The sequence below is a fragment of the Streptomyces sp. NPDC055254 genome, from assembly GCF_053606025.1.
This window is the reverse complement of sequence record NZ_JBSGQV010000029.1, coordinates 16,925-33,420: the sequence shown is the minus strand read 5'-3', so window position 1 is coordinate 33,420 and position 16,496 is coordinate 16,925. Positions and strand designations below refer to the sequence as shown.

Sequence of the window (16,496 nt, the reverse complement as noted above, 5' to 3'; positions counted from 1 at the left end):
ACCTCGTCGTCGTCCCCGTCGTGAACGGAAAGGTCAGCTTCTACAACAACGCGGGATCCGTCGACCTCATCGCCGACGTCGCCGGCTACTACACGATGTAACGCAACGCCGCACCGACCCGCCCTGCGCCGACCGGCCCTCAGCCGGCCGGGCAGGGCGTCGTCGTACCCCCACCCCGCGCGCGCCGCCCCCTGCCGCCCTCGCACGGGACGCCGTACCTTGGCCCTCCCACACACCGGAGGTGCCCACGCATGCGGATCGCCACGACCATCTTCCTCACCGACCGCACCGTCTCCCCCGTCCGCCTCGCCCGGGGCCTGGAGGAGCGGGGCTTCGCCGGCCTCTACCTCCCCGAGCACACCCACATCCCGGTCTCCCGCGACACCCCGGCCCCCATGGGCGGTGAACTCCCCGAGATGTACGGGCGCACCCTCGACCCCTTCGTGGCCCTCGGCCAGGCCGCCGCCGTCACCGGGCGCCTCGCCCTCGGCACCGGCATCACCCTGGTGGCCCAGCACGACCCGATCGGCCTCGCGAAGCAGGTCGCCACCCTCGACCACCTCTCAGGCGGCCGGCTCACGCTCGGCATCGGCTACGGCTGGAACGTCGAGGAGGCCGCCGACCACGGGGTCGAGTGGCGCGCCCGCCGCGAACTGGTCCGCGACCGGCTGGCGCTGATGCGCGCCCTGTGGGCGCCGGAACCCACCGCGTACGTGGGCCCGTACGGCTCGGTCCGCGCCAGCCACGCCCACCCGAAGCCGGCGCAGGCCCCGCGCGAACTCGGCCCCGGTGTCCCCCTGCACGGCCCCCGCACCCTGATCGGCGGCCAGGCCGGCCCGAAGCTGTTCGCCGCCGTCGCCGACCACGCCGACGGCTGGATGCCGATCGGGGGCGGCGGCCTCACCGAATCGCTCCCGATGCTGCGCCGGGTCTGGGAGACGGCCGGGCGCGACCCGAAGACCCTCCGGGTGGTCCCGTACGCGGTCCAGCCCAGCCCCGGCAAGATGAGCCACTACGCCGACCTCGGGATCGAGGAGGTGGTCCTCCAACTCCCCTCCGCGCCCGAGGCGGAGGTCCTGCGCGCCCTGGACGGCTTTGCGCAGTACCTCTGACGTCCGACGCCCCGCCGCCGGGCCCGCGCGGGCGCCTCGTAGGGCGGTACCTCTGCCCCGTCGCCGAGGGCCCGCAGCGGTCAGCCCGCGCCGGTCGGACGGCCCGCCGCCCGGGGCAGCTCCGCCCAGACCGTTTTGCCGATCAGGCGGTCCATGACGCCCCAGTCGGCCGCGAGGGCGTCCACGATGCGCAGCCCGTACCCGGATTCCGCCTGGTAGGCGTGCGGCAGCACGGCGGGCCGCAGGTCCCGGCGGGCGTCGGACACCTCCACCCGCAGGACGCCCTCCAGCAAGGTCATGCGGAGCTCGAAGTCCCGGCCGGGGACCCTCCCGTGCGCCACGGCGTTGGCGGCGAGCTCGGCGACGAGGAGCCCGGCGTCGGCGGAGAGCTCGGTGGACTCGGGGATGCCCCAGTCGTGCAGCTCGACGAGGGCCAGCTGCCGGGCGAGCCGGGCTCCGCGCCGGGTGCTGCTGAAACGCTGAGTGAACATGCGTACGAGGGTCCGGGCCGGGCCGGCAGATGTGTCCATGGCGCCAACCTCCCGCTTGGCCAGGGCGGTTCGACACCAACGCGACTCGTACAAACCAACTGTACGAGTCGCCTCCCTGGACAGTGGGAGTCACGGTGCGTGAACATTCCTGTCGGGGAGGTGACCGCCATGGCGAGCCCGGAAGGCAGCGGTGACGACGAGGTCGAGCCCGACGACGACCTGCGCAGCTTCGGCGAGACGGTCAAGGCGTCCCGCAAGCGCGCGGGCCTGACGCAGGAGCAACTGGCGGCGAAGATCGGCTACTCGGTCCAGTACGTCGGCTCCGTCGAGCAGGGCCGCCGCCACCCGTCGCGCAAGTACGTCGACAGGACCGAGGCCGCGCTGAACGCCTTCGGCGTCGTGGACATCGCGGCGCGGCGGCTGACACGACGGCGCGGGCTGGCGTCGTGGTTCCGGCGGTGGGCGGAGCTGGAGGAGGTGGCGGTCACCCTCAATACGTACGAGTGCCGGTCGATTCCGGGGCTGTTGCAGACGGAGTCGTACGCGCGGGCGCTGATCGAGAACGTTCCGCCGCTGGCCACCCCGGAGGAGGCCGAAGCTCGGGTCACGGCGCGCACGGAACGGCAGAAACTGCTGCGCCGCACGCCGTACATCCTGTTCAGTTTCATCATCGAGCAGTCGGTGATCGAGCGGCAGACCGGGGGCCCGGAGGTCACGAGGGAGCTGATCGACCACCTGCTGGAGTGCGGGAAGCTGCCCAACGTCGACGTGCAGATCATGCCGACGGTCCAGCCGCAGCACGCGGGCACCGATGGGGCCTTTCGACTCCTGGAAACGGATGAACACGAGTGGCTGGGGTACAGCGAAGGACAGAAGACGGGACAGGTCATCACTGACCCGAAAGCCATCAGCGTGCTCCACCAGCGGTATGCCAAACTTCGCATCCAGGCCCTGAACCCAGCCGACAGCGCGGGCCTGTTGATGCGAATGCGAGGTTCCTTGTGAACAGCTCCGAGTTGCGCTGGTTCAAGAGCAGCTACAGCGGAAGCGAGGGAGACGACTGCGTCGAGGTGGCCCTCTCCTGGCACAAGTCCACCTATAGCAGCGGCGACGGTGACAACTGCGTCGAGGTCGCCGCGTGTGCCGACGCCGTGCACGTCCGGGACTCCAAGGTGACGGCCGGCCCCGAGCTGGCCGTCACCCCGGGGGCGTGGGCCGGCTTCGTCGGCGGGATCGTACGCTCCGGAACATGATCGACTCACGTACCCATATCCGTGTGGCCCGGCCCTCCCTCGACCTGGCGGCCGCCGAGCGGTTCTACGTCGACGGGCTCGGGCTCGAAGTCCAGTGGCGCAGCACCGAGAGCGTGCCCGGCGAGCACGACCTGCTGATGGTCGGGCCCGCCGGGGGCGGCTGGCACTTCGAGCTCACCCGGGACGCCGGGAACCCGGTCGTGCCCGCGCCCACCGTCGACGACCTCTTCGTGGTCTACCTGGGCGAAGCCCCCGACGAGGCCCTCGTACAGCGGCTGGTCGAGCACGGCGGGACGCGCGTGGCCGCCCACAACCCGTACTGGGACGAGTGGGGCGTCACCGTCGAGGACCCCGACGGCTATCGCCTCGTGCTCTGTTCCCGCACCTGGGGCTGAGTACCGGACGGTGGCCGGGCAGCGTCCAGCCTTCCGGTGCGGGCTGTTCGCAGCCGTCCGCACCGGGGTCGACCTGTTCAGCGCCTCGTCTCGTACCTGGTCAGGATCACGCCGCAGGGAAGCGTCCGCGTCTCCACCAAGTTCAGGTTCACCCAGCTGTCCAGTGCGGTGAAGAACGGCGTGCCGCCGCCCACCAGGACCGGCGCGGTGGCCAGCACGTACTCGTCGATCAGCCCGGCCCGCATGGCCGCCCCGGCGAGCGTCGCGCCGCCGATGTCCATCGGGCCGCCGTCCTCGGCCTTGAGCCGGGTGATCTCGGCGACCGCGTCGCCGGTGACCAGGCGGGTGTTCCAGTCGACCTCGTCGACCGTCGAGGAGAACACCACCTTCGACATGTCCCGCCAGCGGCGCGCGAACTCGATCTCCGCCGGGGTGGCGCCCGGCTGCTGGTGGCCGGTCGGCCAGTAGGAACTCATCGTCTGCCAGAGCTTGCGCCCGTACAGCGACAGGTCGGTCGCCTGCAACTGGTCGGACCAGAACTGGAACAGCTCGTCGCTCGGCACGCTCCAGCCGATGTCGTCGCCGGGCGCGGCGATGTAACCGTCCAGGGTCACATTCATGCCGTAGATCAGTTTCCGCATGGCTCAGCCTTCCGTTCGTGGGTGTCCGGCGTACACGGCCTCGGGGATCAATCAATCAGCCGTTGGCCTCGGCCGGCACGACGAAGCCCTCCCCCTGTCCCGGTCAGCGCACCTGCGGGGTCTTGGGGAGGCCGGCCGCGAGGGCGCCGCCCGCGCTTGCCAGGGAGGTGTTGGTGGACGTCGTCGCGGACCCGGCGGCGGCGGTGGTGACGTCGAGCGCCGTCTTCGTGTCCTGGACGGCCTGCCCCGGGTGGTCGACGATCTCGGTGACGCGCTGGGCGACCGGGGGTACCTGGGCGGCGGACTCGTCGGCATGCGCGAGGGCGGGGGTGAGTGCGAGGGCGGCGCCGCCGGTGAGGACCAGGGCGGAGAGGGTGCGCTTCATGGCATTCATGCCCCGCCCAACGACCGGCCCGCGCCCCGGGTCACCGCCTCGCCCCCACTTCGATGCGGCCCCCGTACGCCGGCGGCCCCGGATCGGGGGGATCGATCCGGGGCCGGAAGATGACACAACAGGTGGGGCGGGGTGAGGCGGGCACCGCGGGGGCGGCCCCTGCGGGATCGGTCCTGCGGAGGATCGGTCCCGCGGGGTCCGTCCTGGGTCAGTCCTCGACCACAAGGGCCGGGGTGGACTTCGTCAGGACCTCACCGCGGAAGAAGGCCGGGCTGCGGCGTTCGGTGACGAACATGATGACCAGGCCGAGGGCCAGCAGGCCGACTCCGATGATGAAGACGCTGCCGACGCCGAGGACGGTGGAGCCGGAGCCGTAGGCCGGGTCCCACATGTCGATGAGGGTCTTGCAGAAGACCGCGGCCAGCAGCAGGCCGCCCAGCACCGGGAAGACGCCCTTGAAGAACAGGTCGCGGGTGGAGCGGCGCAGTTCGGAGCGGAAGTACCAGGCGCAGGCGAAGGCCGTCAGCGAGTAGTAGAAGCAGATCATCAGGCCGAGCGCGAAGATCGTGTCGGTGAGGACGTTCTCGCTGACCAGGGTCATGACCGTGTAGAAGGCACCGGTGGCGACGCCGGCCATGATCGTGGCGCGGCCCGGGGTCTTGAACCGGGGGTGGACCTTGGCGTAGGCGGGCGGCAGGGCCTCGTACGTCGACATGGCGAGGACCGTGCGGGCCACCGGGATGAAGGTGGTCTGCAGGGACGCGGCGGCCGAGGCGAGCACGGCGACGAAGAGCAGGATGCCGAGCGCGGGGCCCATGACCGGTCCGGCCAGCGCGGCGAAGACGTTGTCCGAGGTCTCCTCGTTGGCCAGGCCGAGGCCCTCGCCGCCGGAGCCGACGGCCATCTGGGCGGCGACGCCGGTGGCCAGGTAGGAGCCGACCAGGACGACCATCGCGATGAGCGAGGCGCGGCCCGGGGTCTTGGTGGAGCCGGTGGTCTCCTCGTTGGTGGCCAGGCAGGCGTCCCAGCCCCAGTACATGAAGATCGAGAGCGAGAGCCCGGCGGTGAAGGCCGCCATGGACTCGACCGCGAAGGGGTTCATCCAGGACCAGGAGAAGTCCAGGCCGGTGTCGAAGGCGCAGGCGGAGGCCTTCTGGAAGGCCATCGCGATGAAGATCGCGAGGACGACGAGCTGGAGGCCGACCAGTGCGTACTGGACGCCCTTGGTGGCGGTCATGCCGCGGTAGCTGATGGCCGTCGCGACGGCGATGAGGGTCAGGCAGGTGCCGATGTGGACGAGCTTGTTGTCGTCCAGGGCCGCGATCGACGGGTTGTTCGTGATCTCGCCGGCCAGCAGCCAGAAGTAGGAGGTGGCGACGCCGGCCAGGTTGGAGAGCACGATGATCGTGGCGATCACCAGGCCCCAGCCGCACATCCAGCCGATCCGCGGGCCGAAGGCCTTGACGGTCCAGGTGAAGGAGGTGCCGCAGTCCGGCATGGCCTTGTTGAGCTCGCGGTAGGCGAAGGCGACCAGGAGCATCGGCAGGAAACCGGCGAGGAAGACGGCCGGCATCTGCATCCCGACCTCGCCGGCGGTGGAGCCCAGGGTCGAGGTGAGGCAGTAGACGGGGGCGACGGTCGAGATGCCGATGACGGCGCTTCCCACCAGGCCGACGGACCCCTTGTTGAGGCCCTTGCCGCGAACATCGCCTTCGGCGACGCCGCTTACCGTGTCTCCGGCCTGAGGCCGAACGTCCAGCTGTGTCATGGGTCAGGACGTTAGACGCTGCGCTTTCCACATCTGGAGGACTTGAGTCCGCAAGCGCGAGCCTGCGAAGGCCTTTGAATTCCGAGAGTGGACCCGTTCACGATCTCGTAATACAAGGTTCATGTGCGCATGGGTCCACGATTGCGCAGGCGCGGGACGCGCTCTTTCGCCATACGGAAACCGTAGCCATGTCCGTTTTGTGTGGTTCCAAAGTTTCCTTCGTGACTTTGCGGTGACCGCTGGTAACGCCGGCCCGAGCGCCTGCGGGGCCCGCACATCCGCGAGACTGGCCCCATGCCCACGGCCGATGAGCTCCTCAGCGCGGACACCGTCACCACCCTGGCCCGGCTGCTCGCCCGCGCGGGCGGCCGCCGGTCCTCCCCGGCCCTGCGGGCCGTCGCCGACGCACTCGACGGACTGACGTTCAGCGGCCGCGTCGCCGCCGTCCGCGACGCGGTGCTCGCCGACCTCCCCGCCGACTGGCCCGGATTCGAATCCGTCGTGCGCACCGCACTCGCCGATCCCGCGTTCACGGGGTGGATGACCTTCCCCGTCGACGAGGCCGTCGCCGTCCGCGGCCTGGCGGTGTTCGAGCCCGGTCTGGCCCTGCTGCACGACCTCACCCCCCGGCTGACCGCGGAATCCGCCGTACGGCCCTTCCTGCGCGCCGACCCGGCCCGCGCCCTGGCCGTCGTACGGGAGTGGACGGCCGACCCGGACCCGCACGTACGCCGCCTGGCCAGCGAGGGCACCCGGCCCCGGCTGCCGTGGGCCCCGCGGCTGCCCGCCTTCGTCGCCGACCCGCGCCCGGCCCTGCCGGTGCTGGACGCCCTCCACCGCGACGCGTCCGAATACGTCCGCCGCTCCGTCTCCAACCACCTCAACGACATCAGCCGCGACCATCCCGACCTCGCGGTCGAGACCGCGGCCCGCTGGCTGGCCGCCCCCGCGGACACGACGGACCGCGTCGTACGGCACGGCCTGCGCACCCTGGTCAAGGCCGGCCGGCCCGAGGCACTGACCCTGCTCGGCCACTCCCCGGACGTACCGGTCACCGTGCGGGGACCGGTCGTCGTCGGCGCCGCCCGGGTCGCCGTCGGCGAGTACCTCGTCTTCGACTACGCGGTCACCAACACCGGGCCCCTCCCGGCCGAGCTGGTGATCGACTACGTCGTGCACCACACCAAGGCCAACGGCACCCGCACCCCCAAGGTCTTCAAACTCGTCACCCGCGCCCTCGCCCCGGGCGAGACCCTCACCGGCACCAAGCGGCACTCCTTCAAACCGATCACCACCCGCCGCTACCACTCCGGCGAGCACCTGGTGCAACTCCAGGTCAACGGCCGCGTCCGCGGCGAGGCCGCCTTCTCACTGGACGCGCCCGCGCCCTGACCCCGCCCGGACACCCGCACCGGGGGTCAGGCGGCCCAGACGATCGACTGCGTCTCGCTGTACGCGTGCAGGGCGTACGAGCCCACGTCGCGGCCGACGCCGGACCGCTTGAAGCCGCCGAACGGGGCCTCCATGTTCCGGCCGACGGTGTTGACCCCCACCCCGCCCGCCCGCAGGCGCCGCGCCACGCGGAAGGCGCGTGCCGGGTCCCCGGACCACACGTAGCTGATCAGCCCGTAGTCGTTGTCGTTGGCGAGGGCCACCGCCTCGTCCTCGTCCCCGTCGAAGGGGACGACCACGACCACCGGCCCGAAGATCTCCTCCCGCACCACCCGCATGTCGTTCGTGCAGTCCACCAGCAGCGTGGGAGCCACGTAGAAGCCCCGGCCGTCGCCGACCACCGGGCGCTCACCGCCGTACGCGATCCGCGCGCCCTCCTTCCTCCCCAGCTCGATGTACGACTCCACCCGGTCCCGGTGCGCCGCCGAGATCACCGGACCCACCACGGTGCCGCGTGCCGCCGGATCGCCGACCCGCATGAAGGCGAGGTAGCCGGTCAGCTTCTCGATCAGTCGGTCGTGGACCGCCCGGTGCACGATCACCCGGGTCGGGGCGGTGCAGATCTGGCCGGAGTAGAAGGAGAAGGTCGTCCCGATGCCCATCACCGCCGCGTCCAGGTCGGCGTCGTCCAGGACGATCGCGGCGCCCTTCCCGCCCAGCTCCATGAGCTGGCGCTTCATCGTCCGGCCGCAGACCTCCGCGATGCGCTGCCCGACGCCCGTGGAACCGGTGAAGGACACCATGTCCACGTACGGGGAGTCCACGGCGGCCTCGCCGACCTCCACCGACTGCCCGCCGACGACGTTCACCACGCCCGCCGGCACCCCCGCCTCCGCGAGCGCCCGCGCCATCCTGAACACCGACAGCGGGTCCTGCGGGGCGGGCTTGACCACCACCGTGTTGCCCATGGCCAGGGCCGGGGCGACCTTGCCCGCCGGGTTCGCCCAGGGGTTGTTGTACGAGGTGACGCAGGCGACCACGCCGACCGGCTGGCGCACCTCCAGCGCGCCCAGGACACTCGCCCGCCCCATCGGGCCGGCGTCGGTCACCTGCGGCGGAAGACCGCGCTCCACCGGTTCCAGGGCGCCCTTCGCGTAGCGCCGGAAGCGGGCCACCCCGACCCCTACCTGCATGCCGCGCGCGATCCCGGTCGGCGCGCCCGTCTCCGCCCGCGCCAGCGCGGACCACGGCTCGTACTCCCGCTGGATGATGTCGGCGGCCCGGTCCAGGATCGCCGCCCGCGCCTCGGGCGTCGTGCGCGACCAGCTCCCGAAGGCCTCGGCGGCGGCGCGGGCCGCGTCCTCGACCTGGCCGCGTGAGGCCTCCGGCGCCAGCCCGACCACCGACTCGTCCGCCGGGTTGACCACCTCGTAGTGCCCGCCCGCGGGCTCCACCCACTCGCCGCCGATGTAGAGCCGCTGCGTGCTCCGCGCGTCCGTCATCGCGTGCTCACCGTCCTCGTGTCCCGGCCGGACCGGAGCACGATGCCCGGTACGGCGCCCGTCACCTCGTCGTCGCGGATGGTCTCCACGCCGTTGACCCGTACCGAGACGATGCCGACGGCCCGCGCGTCCAGCCGGGGGCTGGCGCCGGGCAGGTCGTGGACCAGCGTCGCCGGGCCCGCCTCGATCCGCTCCGGATCGAAGAGCACCAGGTCCGCGTGGAAGCCCTCGGCGATCCGGCCGCGCTCGCGCAGCCCGAACAGCTGGGCCGGGTCGTCGGTGAGCATCCGTACGGCCTGCTCCAGCGGCACCAGCTTGCGGCCGCGCAGGCAGTCGCCGAGGAACCGCGTCGTGTACGGGGCCCCGCACATCCGGTCCAGGTGCGCGCCCGCGTCGGAGCCGCCCAGCATGACGTCCTCGTGCTGCCAGGTCTCCCGGCGCAGCGCCCAGCTGGCCGGGTCGTTGTCGGTGGGCATCGGCCACAGGACCGTACGCAGGTCGTCGTTGGCGCAGATCTCCACCAGGCAGTGGAAGGGGTCCTGGCCGCGCTCGGCGGCGATGTCGTTCACGACGCGGCCGGACAGGCCCTCGTTCTCCTTGCTGTACGTGTCACCGATGACGTAGCGCCCGAAGTTCGCGAGGCGGCGGAAGACCCCGGCCTCCTTGCCGCCGGCGCGGCGCAGCAACTCGGCGCGGACGTCCGCGTCGCGGAGCCTGGCGATCCGCTCGGGGACGGGGAGGCCGAGGACCTCGCCCCAGCCGGGGATGAGGTTGAGCGCGCAGAAGGTCCCCAGCGACATGTTCATGGGGGTGAGGATCGGCATCGTCAGCGCCACGATCCGGCCGCCGGCCCTGCGGGCCCGCTCGCTGGGGACCAGCTGGCGCGGGACGCGTTCGGGGACGGAGGCGTCGATGGTGAGGACGTTCCAGTTGAGGGGGCGGCCCGCGGCGACGCTCATGCCGACGAAGAGGTCGATCTCCTCGTCGGAGAACTGGTCGAGGCAGCCCGCGACGATCGCCTCCAGCTGCGTGCCCTCGTGCTCGGCGACGGCGCGGGACAGGGCGAGGAGTTCGGCCGGGCCGGCGTGGCGGGAGGCGACGGGGGCGCCGGCACCGTCGGTGTGGGTGGAGGACTGGGTGGTGGACAGGCCCCAGGCGCCGGCGTCCATGGCCTCGTGGAAGAGGTCGAGCATCTGCTGGAGCTGCTCGGGGGTGGGCTGCCCGCCGACGGCGTCCTCGCCCATGACGTGGCGGCGCAGGGCGCAGTGGCCGACCATGAAGCCGGCGTTGACGGCGATGCGGCCGTCGAGGGCGTCGAGGTACTCGCCGAAGGTGGACCAGGTCCAGTCGACGCCTTCCTCCAGGGCCTTGAGGGCCATGCCCTCGACCTTGCTCATCATGCGGCGCGTGTAGTCGGCGTCCTCGGGGCGGTCGGGATGGAGGGGGGCGAGCGTGAAGCCGCAGTTGCCGCCGGCGACGGTGGTGACGCCGTGGTTCATGGACGGGGTGGCGTACGGGTCCCAGAAGAGCTGGGCGTCGTAGTGCGTGTGGGGGTCGATGAACCCGGGGGTCAGGACGAGGCCGGTGGCGTCCTCGCCGGTACGGGCCGCCTCGGTGACGGTTCCGGGCGGGGCGATGACGGCGATCCGGCCGTCGCGGAGGCCGATGTCGGCGGTGTACGCGGGGGCGCCCGTGCCGTCCACGACGGTCGCTCCGCGAATGAGGTGGTCGAGCATGGCGGTTCCCCTCCTGCCCGGTCGACTCGCGTCGGGCCGGGCGGTGTCGGTGCGCGGATCGACTGGCGTCGGGCCGGGCGGTGTACGGGGCCGGTCCCGCTGGCGCGGGGGCCTGGATGCGTTCGTACCGGTCCCGCTGGCGCGGGAGCGGGTTGCGCGGTGCGGGTCGACTCGCGTCGGGCGGGGCGGTGTGAGGGGCCGGTCCCGCAGGACCGGGTCGGGGGTGCGGGTCGACTCGCGTCGGGCCGGGTGCTGTGCGGGGCCGGTCCCGCTGGCGCGGGGGGCCGGCTTGCGTTCGTACCGGTCCCGCTGGCGCGGGGGCCGGCTTGCGTTCGTAGTGGTCCCGCTGGCGCGGGAGCGGGTTGCGCGGTGCGGGTCGACTGCGTCGGGCGGGGGCGGTGTGCGGGGCCGGTCCCGCAGGGCCGGGTCGGGGGTGCGGGTCGACTCGCGTCGGGCCGGGTGCTGTGCGGGGCCGGTCCCGCTGGCGCGGGGGGGCCGGCTTGCGTTCGTACCGGTCCCGCTGGGCCGGGGCGGGGGGTGCGGGGCGACTCGCGTCGAGCCGGGCGGTGTGCGGGGCCGGTCCCGCAGGCGCGGGGGGCGGCTTGCGTTCGTACCGGTCCCGCTGGGCCGGGGCGGGGGGTGCCCGGTCCCGCCGGTGCGGGGCGAGGCGGCCTGCGTCCGGCCGGAGCGGGTACGGCAGGCCGCTGCCGTACCCGCTCCGGCCGTCGCCTCCGGGTCCCGGGGCGACGCCCCCGAACCCCGCCCCGTACGTAGGCGGCGGTCCGGGAAGACGCCGCCCCCGTCCGGGGAGCCTGTGCAGCCTCGCCGGCCTACCCGTTCGAGCCGGACCCCCGGTCCACCCCCCGTCCCCACGGGCCTGGACGGGGTCCGAGCCGTGCGCCGCCGGGAGGTCCGGACCCGGTTGCGGGTCCGGGGCCCGAGGTCCGTTCCGGATCCGGGGTCCGGGGTCCGAGCTCCGAGCCGGGCTCCGGGTCCTGTCCGGCCCGGAGCAGCCCCTGGGCCGGGGTCCGGGCCCGTTGCGGGCACGGGGCCGGGGTCCGGGCCTGAGGTCCGGGCCGGGGTCCGGGCCTGGTCCGCGGACCGGGTCGAGGTGCGAGTCGTGGTCCGGGGTCCCGGGGGGCTCGGGCCGTGAGGTCCGGAGCCACTCCGGGTCCGGGTCGGTGGGCCGAAGGCCCGGGGTCGGTGGGCCGAAGGCCCGGGGTCGGTGGGCCGGGCCCCGGGGCGACTCGGGGTCCGGGGGCGGTGGGCCCGGGCCCGGGCCCGGGGCGCGGTGTGGGACGCGGGGTCAGGAGGCTTCGCGGAAGCGGGTGGTGCGGTGGATCGGGTCCGTGTCGATCTTCGGGATCACGTGCTCGCCGAGGAGCTTGATGGTGGTCATCGTGTCCTCGTACGACACCCCCGTCGGCAGGCCGAAGGACAGCTGGTCCGCGCCCGCCTGCTCCCAGCGCTTGCACTGCGCGAGGACCTCCGACGGGTCACCGCAGATCATCAGCTCCTCCGCGATCAGCAGCTCGATGATCTCCGCGTTGTACTCCGGCAGCAGCTCGGGCCACTGCGGGATCGCCTCAGGCCGCGGGAAGGTGTCGTGGTACCGGAAGACCAGCGACTGGAATCGGTTCATCCCGGCGTTGACGGCGATCTCGACGGCCTTGTCGTGGGTCTCGGCGACGATGGCCGTCGAGGTGACCATGACGTTGTCGTTGACGAACGCCCCGATCGCCTTCGCCTCCTGGATCGCCGTCTTGTACTGCTCCAGCACCCACTCCATGTCGGAGACCTTCTGCACGCTGAAACCCAGCACGCCCAGCCCCTTCCTCGCCGCCATCGCGTACGAGGAGGGCGACCCGGCCGCGTACCACATGGCCGGGTGGGCCTTGCCGTACGGCTTGGGGAAGATCTTCCGCGGCGGCAGCGACCAGTGCTTGCCCTGGAACCCCTCGTACTCCTCCTGGAGGAACATCTTGGGGAACTCCGCGATGGTCTCCTCCCAGATCTCCTTGGTGTGGTTCATGTCCTCGATGCCCGGGAGGAAGCCGAGGATCTCGTGACTGCCCGCGCCCCGGCCCGTACCGAACTCGAAGCGCCCCTTGGAGAGGTGGTCGAGCATGGCGACCTTCTCGGCCACCTTCACCGGGTGGTTCACCTGGGCGAGGGGGTTGAAGATGCCGGAGCCGAGGTGGATGCGCTCGGTGGCGTGGGCGAGGTACCCGAGGAAGACCTCGTTCGCCGAGAGGTGCGAGTACTCCTCCAGGAAGTGGTGCTCGGAGGCCCAGGCGTACTTGAAGCCGCACTTGTCGGCCTGGATGACGTACTCGGTCTCCTCGATCAGCGCCTTGTGCTCCGCCTCGGGGTCTACCTTGGATCGCGCCTCAGCCACGTATCCCTGCACAAAGAGCCCGAATTCCAAGGGGGTTCACCGTCCTTTGGTTTCTGACGTTGCGTCAGATCAGATGTCCCGACTGTTCCATCGCGAGGGCGCGAGCGTCAATACCTGACGCTCCATCAGATACGGGCGCCGGGGCGGCTCGCGGGGACGGCTAGAGGATGCTGACGCCAGCCATCCAGCCGCCGTCGATGACGAACGGCTGGCCGGTGATGTACGAGGAGTCCTCACTGGTCAGGAAGAGGGCCAGCCGGGCGACCTCCTCGGGCCGCCCGACCCGCCCCATCGGCACGACCCGCCGGTACAGGTCCGCCATCGCCTCCCCCGCCTCGTCGGTCGTCCCGGCCGGATCCAGCAGCCCGGGATTGGCCATGGGGGTGTCCACGGCCCCCGGGCACATCGCGTTGACCCGGATGCCCCGGGCCGCCAGCTCCAGCGCGGCGACCCGGGTCAGGCCCAGGATCGCGGCCTTGGTGGCGGCGTACGTGCCCACGTAGGCCATGCCCGTCAAGCCGGTGTACGAGGAGGTGTTGACGATCGTGCCGCCGCCCGCCGCCCCGATCTCGGGGGCCACGGTCTTGATGCCGAGGAAGGCCCCCACCTGATTGACCTGGACCACCTGCTGGAACTCCTCCAGCGGGGTCGAGGTCAGCTCGTTGAAGCGCAGGATGCCGGCGTTGTTGACGAGCCCGTCGATCCGGCCGAAGGCCTCCTTCGCGGCCGCGACCGCCGCCGCCCAGTCCTCCTCGCGGCTCACGTCCAGCCGTACGTAGCGGGCCCGGTCCTCTCCTATCTCCTTGGCCACGGCCGCGCCCTGCTCGTCGAGCACGTCCCCGAGGAGCACCTTGGCCCCCTCGGCGGCGAACAGCCGGGCCTCCTGCTCTCCCTGCCCGCGTGCCGCGCCGGTGATGACGACGACGCGTCCGTCCAACTTGCCCATGGGTGTGCTCCTAGTCGCCAGTCGTAAGTCGCCAGTGGTCAGTCGTCTGTCGTCAGTCGTCAGTCCTCAGTCGCAGTGGTCAGTCGTTGAGGAGGGGGGCCACCTCGGCCCCGAACGCGGTGATCTGATCGACGAGCTCGCCCCGGTCGCGGCTGCGGAAGCGGACCTGGATCTGGTCGACGCCCAGCGCCCGGTACTCGCGCAGCGACTCGGCGAGCACCTCCGCCTTGCCGGTGAGGGTGCGGCGGCCGGTGTCCCAGCCGGGCTCACCCACGTACAGGGCCTCGGTGATCGCGCCGAACTCGATCGGGTCCTCGATCCCGGCCGCCGCCCGGAGCTCCCGGATCCGGGCGATCCGCCCGGGCAGCTCGTGGCGCGGGTCGCCCTGCGGGAGCCAACCGTCCCCGCGCAGGGCCGCGCGGCGCACGGCGGGGGCGGAGGAGCCGCCGACCCAGACGGGGACGCGTTCCTGGGCCGGTCGGGGCAGCTGGCCGAGGTCCTTGAAGGAGAACAGCTTCCCCTCGAACTCCGGGTACTCCTCGGGCCCGAGCGCCGCCCGCAGGGCGTCGAGGGTCTCGTCGAGGAGGGCGCCCCGGCGCGCGAAGTCCACGCCGAGGACCTCGAACTCCTCCTGGACGTGCCCGGCGCCGACACCGAGGATCAGCCGGCCGCCGGAGAGGTGGTCGAGGGTGGCGTACTGCTTGGCGCTGATCAGCGGGTGCCGCAGGCCGAGGATCGCTACGTGGCTCAGCAGCCGGACCCGCTCGGTGATCCCGGCCAGGAAGGACAGGGTGGCCACCGGGTCGTACCAGACGGTGCTCATGGGGCCGGCGAGGCGCCGGGGGATGGCCACGTGGTCGCAGCCGGCCAGATACCCGAAGCCGGCCCGGTCGGCGGCCCGGGCGACCCCGGCGAGATCGGCGGGGGTGGCCGACGCCTCCCAGGGCTCGGCGTAGAGGGTGCTCTGCGACTGGACCGGGAGCTGCATCCCGTAGACCAGCCGACCTTCCGGAAACACGCGCGCCATGCGGGACCCGCCTCGCCTTCGTCTGCCGAACCGTCACTCCGGTGACATCGGTGACACGCGTGACGCGGTTGACACGGGCGGCGTCGGTGTCACCGGTGACACCGACGCTGTGGGTGCTGTCGGTGCTGTCGGTGCTTTCGCTGTGCCGGGCCATCGTCGTATCTGACGCAGCGTCAGGCAAGGGGTCGGACCGGCACGACGGACGGCCCTGTTCTCCCGAAGCTGCCACGACGCCTCGGTCGACGGCGCGGCACCCGCCGCCTGAGCCGCGGCGAAGGTGCGCCAGGACGGCCAGTCGGCATGGCGGGCTTTCTTCGCGGTGTCGGGGACGGAGATGCCTCCGGCTGGGGGCGGGGCGCGTTTCCCCGCGGCTTCTTGATCGTTTATCGGTCTGCGGTGGCCGCTTCGTAGGCCACGTTCATGCGGCGGGTTGTGGCAGCCCGGTCGGTGTCTTCACTTGTTCGAATGGGGTGTTGTTGTCGTGCCTGGTGGTGGGCGGGGAGGGAAGTCGCTGTGGCGTCGTCTGGTAAGGATGGCGGTGAGGGCGTATGCGCCGTTGGTGGTGCGGGGTGCGTTGTGGGACGGGCGTGAGGTTCCTTCGCCGGAGGGTCGCTACGGTCCCTCAGAGGCGAGGGTGGTCCCGCTGGTGTTGCTGGGTGACTCGTCCGCCGTGACGGTGGGGGTGCTCGGCCGGTGTGAGACGAACGGCTTCCGGCTGGCCCAAGCTCTGGTGTCACGACTGGGCTGTGCGGTGGAAGTCACGGTGTCGGCTCGTGCGGGGGTGACGACGGCGGGGATGGCACGCCAGGTGGCGGCGGTGACCTCTCGCGCGGAGCGCGGTGTGGCGCTGATTCTGGTCGGGGGGAACGATGTGATGCTGCCACTCGGGCTGCGCCGGCCAGCAGCGCGGCTGGGCCGTTACGTGCAGGAGCTGCGAGCGGCGGGGTGGCAGGTGGTGGTGGGGTCGGGTGCCGACATCGGGGCGGCCCCGGCGCTGCGGCACGGGGTGCGAAGTTTGGCGGGTTTCAGGTCGCGGCTGCTGGCGCGCAGGCAGGCCGAAGCCGCGCTGTCGGCAGGCGCGATGGTGGTGTCGCTGTCGATGGACGTGTTGCGGCAGCATCCCGCTCGCCTGTACTGCGAGGACGCGTTCCATCCCAACGCCGAGGGATATCTGATGTATGTGCGCCGGGTCATGGTGGCCGTGGAGGAGGCAGCTCGCCGTCACCTGGGGGAGAGCTCGACTCCGATCGGCGGGGACGGGGTATTCGCTGACGCCCGTCAGGCGGCTCGGCATGTCGGTGGCGAGCCAGGCGCCTGCTTCGTTCCCTCCCCTTGCGGGAGCCACGTGGTGCTGCACCGCCATGCGCCCGGCGGCGAGCGCGGGCCGCAAGGCAGGGAGCCCCTGGTACCGGCTGCCGCCTCGTGAGGGAGCGCCCGGCGT

The 16,496-nt window shown here is 72.2% G+C and carries 15 protein-coding genes; 6 read left to right on the top strand and 9 right to left on the bottom strand.

Going from position 1 to position 16,496, the window contains the following annotated elements; all coding sequences use genetic code 11:
• Nucleotides 1–251: 251 nt before the first annotated feature.
• The gene (locus ACWFQ8_RS24000; RefSeq protein ID WP_453788315.1) at nucleotides 252–1,112 is read left to right on the top strand and encodes a TIGR03619 family F420-dependent LLM class oxidoreductase; all 861 of its coding nucleotides are present in this window, start codon (nucleotides 252–254) and stop codon (nucleotides 1,110–1,112) included.
• A gap of 80 nt (nucleotides 1,113–1,192) precedes the next feature.
• On the opposite strand, the gene ACWFQ8_RS23995 is transcribed toward ACWFQ8_RS24000, so the two are convergent.
• The gene (locus ACWFQ8_RS23995) at nucleotides 1,193–1,603 is read right to left on the bottom strand and encodes an ATP-binding protein (RefSeq protein WP_453788314.1); all 411 of its coding nucleotides are present in this window, start codon (nucleotides 1,601–1,603) and stop codon (nucleotides 1,193–1,195) included.
• 168 nt (nucleotides 1,604–1,771) lie between these two features.
• On the opposite strand from ACWFQ8_RS23995, the gene ACWFQ8_RS23990 reads away from it, so the two are divergent.
• The 3 genes from ACWFQ8_RS23990 to ACWFQ8_RS23980 are packed head-to-tail and all read left to right on the top strand — an operon-like array spanning nucleotide 1,772 to nucleotide 3,251.
• A complete protein-coding gene (locus ACWFQ8_RS23990) occupies nucleotides 1,772–2,608 on the top strand; it encodes a helix-turn-helix domain-containing protein (protein ID WP_453788313.1) in 837 nt (278 codons plus the stop codon).
• On the top strand, nucleotides 2,605–2,856 hold the full coding sequence (locus ACWFQ8_RS23985) for a DUF397 domain-containing protein (protein ID WP_453788312.1): 252 nt from the start codon (nucleotides 2,605–2,607) through the stop codon (nucleotides 2,854–2,856). Before ACWFQ8_RS23990 ends, ACWFQ8_RS23985 begins: the two co-directional genes overlap by 4 nt.
• A complete protein-coding gene (locus ACWFQ8_RS23980) occupies nucleotides 2,853–3,251 on the top strand; it encodes a VOC family protein (RefSeq protein ID WP_453788311.1) in 399 nt (132 codons plus the stop codon). Before ACWFQ8_RS23985 ends, ACWFQ8_RS23980 begins: the two co-directional genes overlap by 4 nt.
• A 77-nt stretch (nucleotides 3,252–3,328) precedes the next feature.
• Here the strand turns inward: ACWFQ8_RS23980 and ACWFQ8_RS23975 are convergent, their stop codons facing one another.
• The 3 genes from ACWFQ8_RS23975 to ACWFQ8_RS23965 all read right to left on the bottom strand — a co-directional run bounded on the left by ACWFQ8_RS23975 (nucleotide 3,329) and on the right by ACWFQ8_RS23965 (nucleotide 6,054).
• The gene (locus ACWFQ8_RS23975; protein ID WP_453788310.1) at nucleotides 3,329–3,892 is read right to left on the bottom strand and encodes a dihydrofolate reductase family protein; all 564 of its coding nucleotides are present in this window, start codon (nucleotides 3,890–3,892) and stop codon (nucleotides 3,329–3,331) included.
• A 103-nt stretch (nucleotides 3,893–3,995) separates the two neighbouring features.
• Complete coding sequence (locus ACWFQ8_RS23970) at nucleotides 3,996–4,286, bottom strand: hypothetical protein (protein ID WP_453788309.1); 291 nt, start codon at nucleotides 4,284–4,286, stop codon at nucleotides 3,996–3,998.
• Between the two features lie 208 nt (nucleotides 4,287–4,494).
• The gene (locus tag ACWFQ8_RS23965) at nucleotides 4,495–6,054 is read right to left on the bottom strand and encodes an APC family permease (RefSeq protein ID WP_453788308.1); all 1,560 of its coding nucleotides are present in this window, start codon (nucleotides 6,052–6,054) and stop codon (nucleotides 4,495–4,497) included.
• Between the two features lie 294 nt (nucleotides 6,055–6,348).
• On the opposite strand from ACWFQ8_RS23965, the gene ACWFQ8_RS23960 reads away from it, so the two are divergent.
• The gene (locus ACWFQ8_RS23960) at nucleotides 6,349–7,446 is read left to right on the top strand and encodes a DNA alkylation repair protein (protein ID WP_453788307.1); all 1,098 of its coding nucleotides are present in this window, start codon (nucleotides 6,349–6,351) and stop codon (nucleotides 7,444–7,446) included.
• A 26-nt stretch (nucleotides 7,447–7,472) separates the two neighbouring features.
• Here the strand turns inward: ACWFQ8_RS23960 and ACWFQ8_RS23955 are convergent, their stop codons facing one another.
• From ACWFQ8_RS23955 to ACWFQ8_RS23935, 5 genes are all read right to left on the bottom strand, one after another.
• Nucleotides 7,473–8,948, bottom strand: coding sequence for an aldehyde dehydrogenase family protein (locus ACWFQ8_RS23955; RefSeq protein ID WP_453788306.1), 1,476 nt, complete (start codon nucleotides 8,946–8,948; stop codon nucleotides 7,473–7,475).
• Nucleotides 8,945–10,684: an N-acyl-D-amino-acid deacylase family protein gene (locus ACWFQ8_RS23950; protein WP_453788305.1), complete on the bottom strand. Its 1,740-nt coding sequence runs from the start codon at nucleotides 10,682–10,684 to the stop codon at nucleotides 8,945–8,947. Before ACWFQ8_RS23950 ends, ACWFQ8_RS23955 begins: the two co-directional genes overlap by 4 nt.
• Nucleotides 10,685–11,990: 1,306 nt before the next feature.
• Nucleotides 11,991–13,112, bottom strand: a complete 1,122-nt coding sequence (locus ACWFQ8_RS23945) for an LLM class flavin-dependent oxidoreductase (RefSeq protein WP_453788304.1) — start codon at nucleotides 13,110–13,112, stop codon at nucleotides 11,991–11,993.
• Nucleotides 13,113–13,242: 130 nt separating this feature from the next.
• Nucleotides 13,243–14,028 (bottom strand): SDR family NAD(P)-dependent oxidoreductase, encoded by a 786-nt coding sequence (locus ACWFQ8_RS23940; RefSeq protein ID WP_453788303.1) that lies wholly within the window; start codon nucleotides 14,026–14,028, stop codon nucleotides 13,243–13,245.
• Between the two features lie 79 nt (nucleotides 14,029–14,107).
• On the bottom strand, nucleotides 14,108–15,055 hold the full coding sequence (locus ACWFQ8_RS23935; protein WP_453788302.1) for an LLM class F420-dependent oxidoreductase: 948 nt from the start codon (nucleotides 15,053–15,055) through the stop codon (nucleotides 14,108–14,110).
• A gap of 646 nt (nucleotides 15,056–15,701) precedes the next feature.
• Here ACWFQ8_RS23935 and ACWFQ8_RS23930 point away from each other — a divergent pair.
• On the top strand, nucleotides 15,702–16,481 hold the full coding sequence (locus ACWFQ8_RS23930) for a GDSL-type esterase/lipase family protein (RefSeq protein WP_453788301.1): 780 nt from the start codon (nucleotides 15,702–15,704) through the stop codon (nucleotides 16,479–16,481).
• Nucleotides 16,482–16,496: the final 15 nt, after the last annotated feature.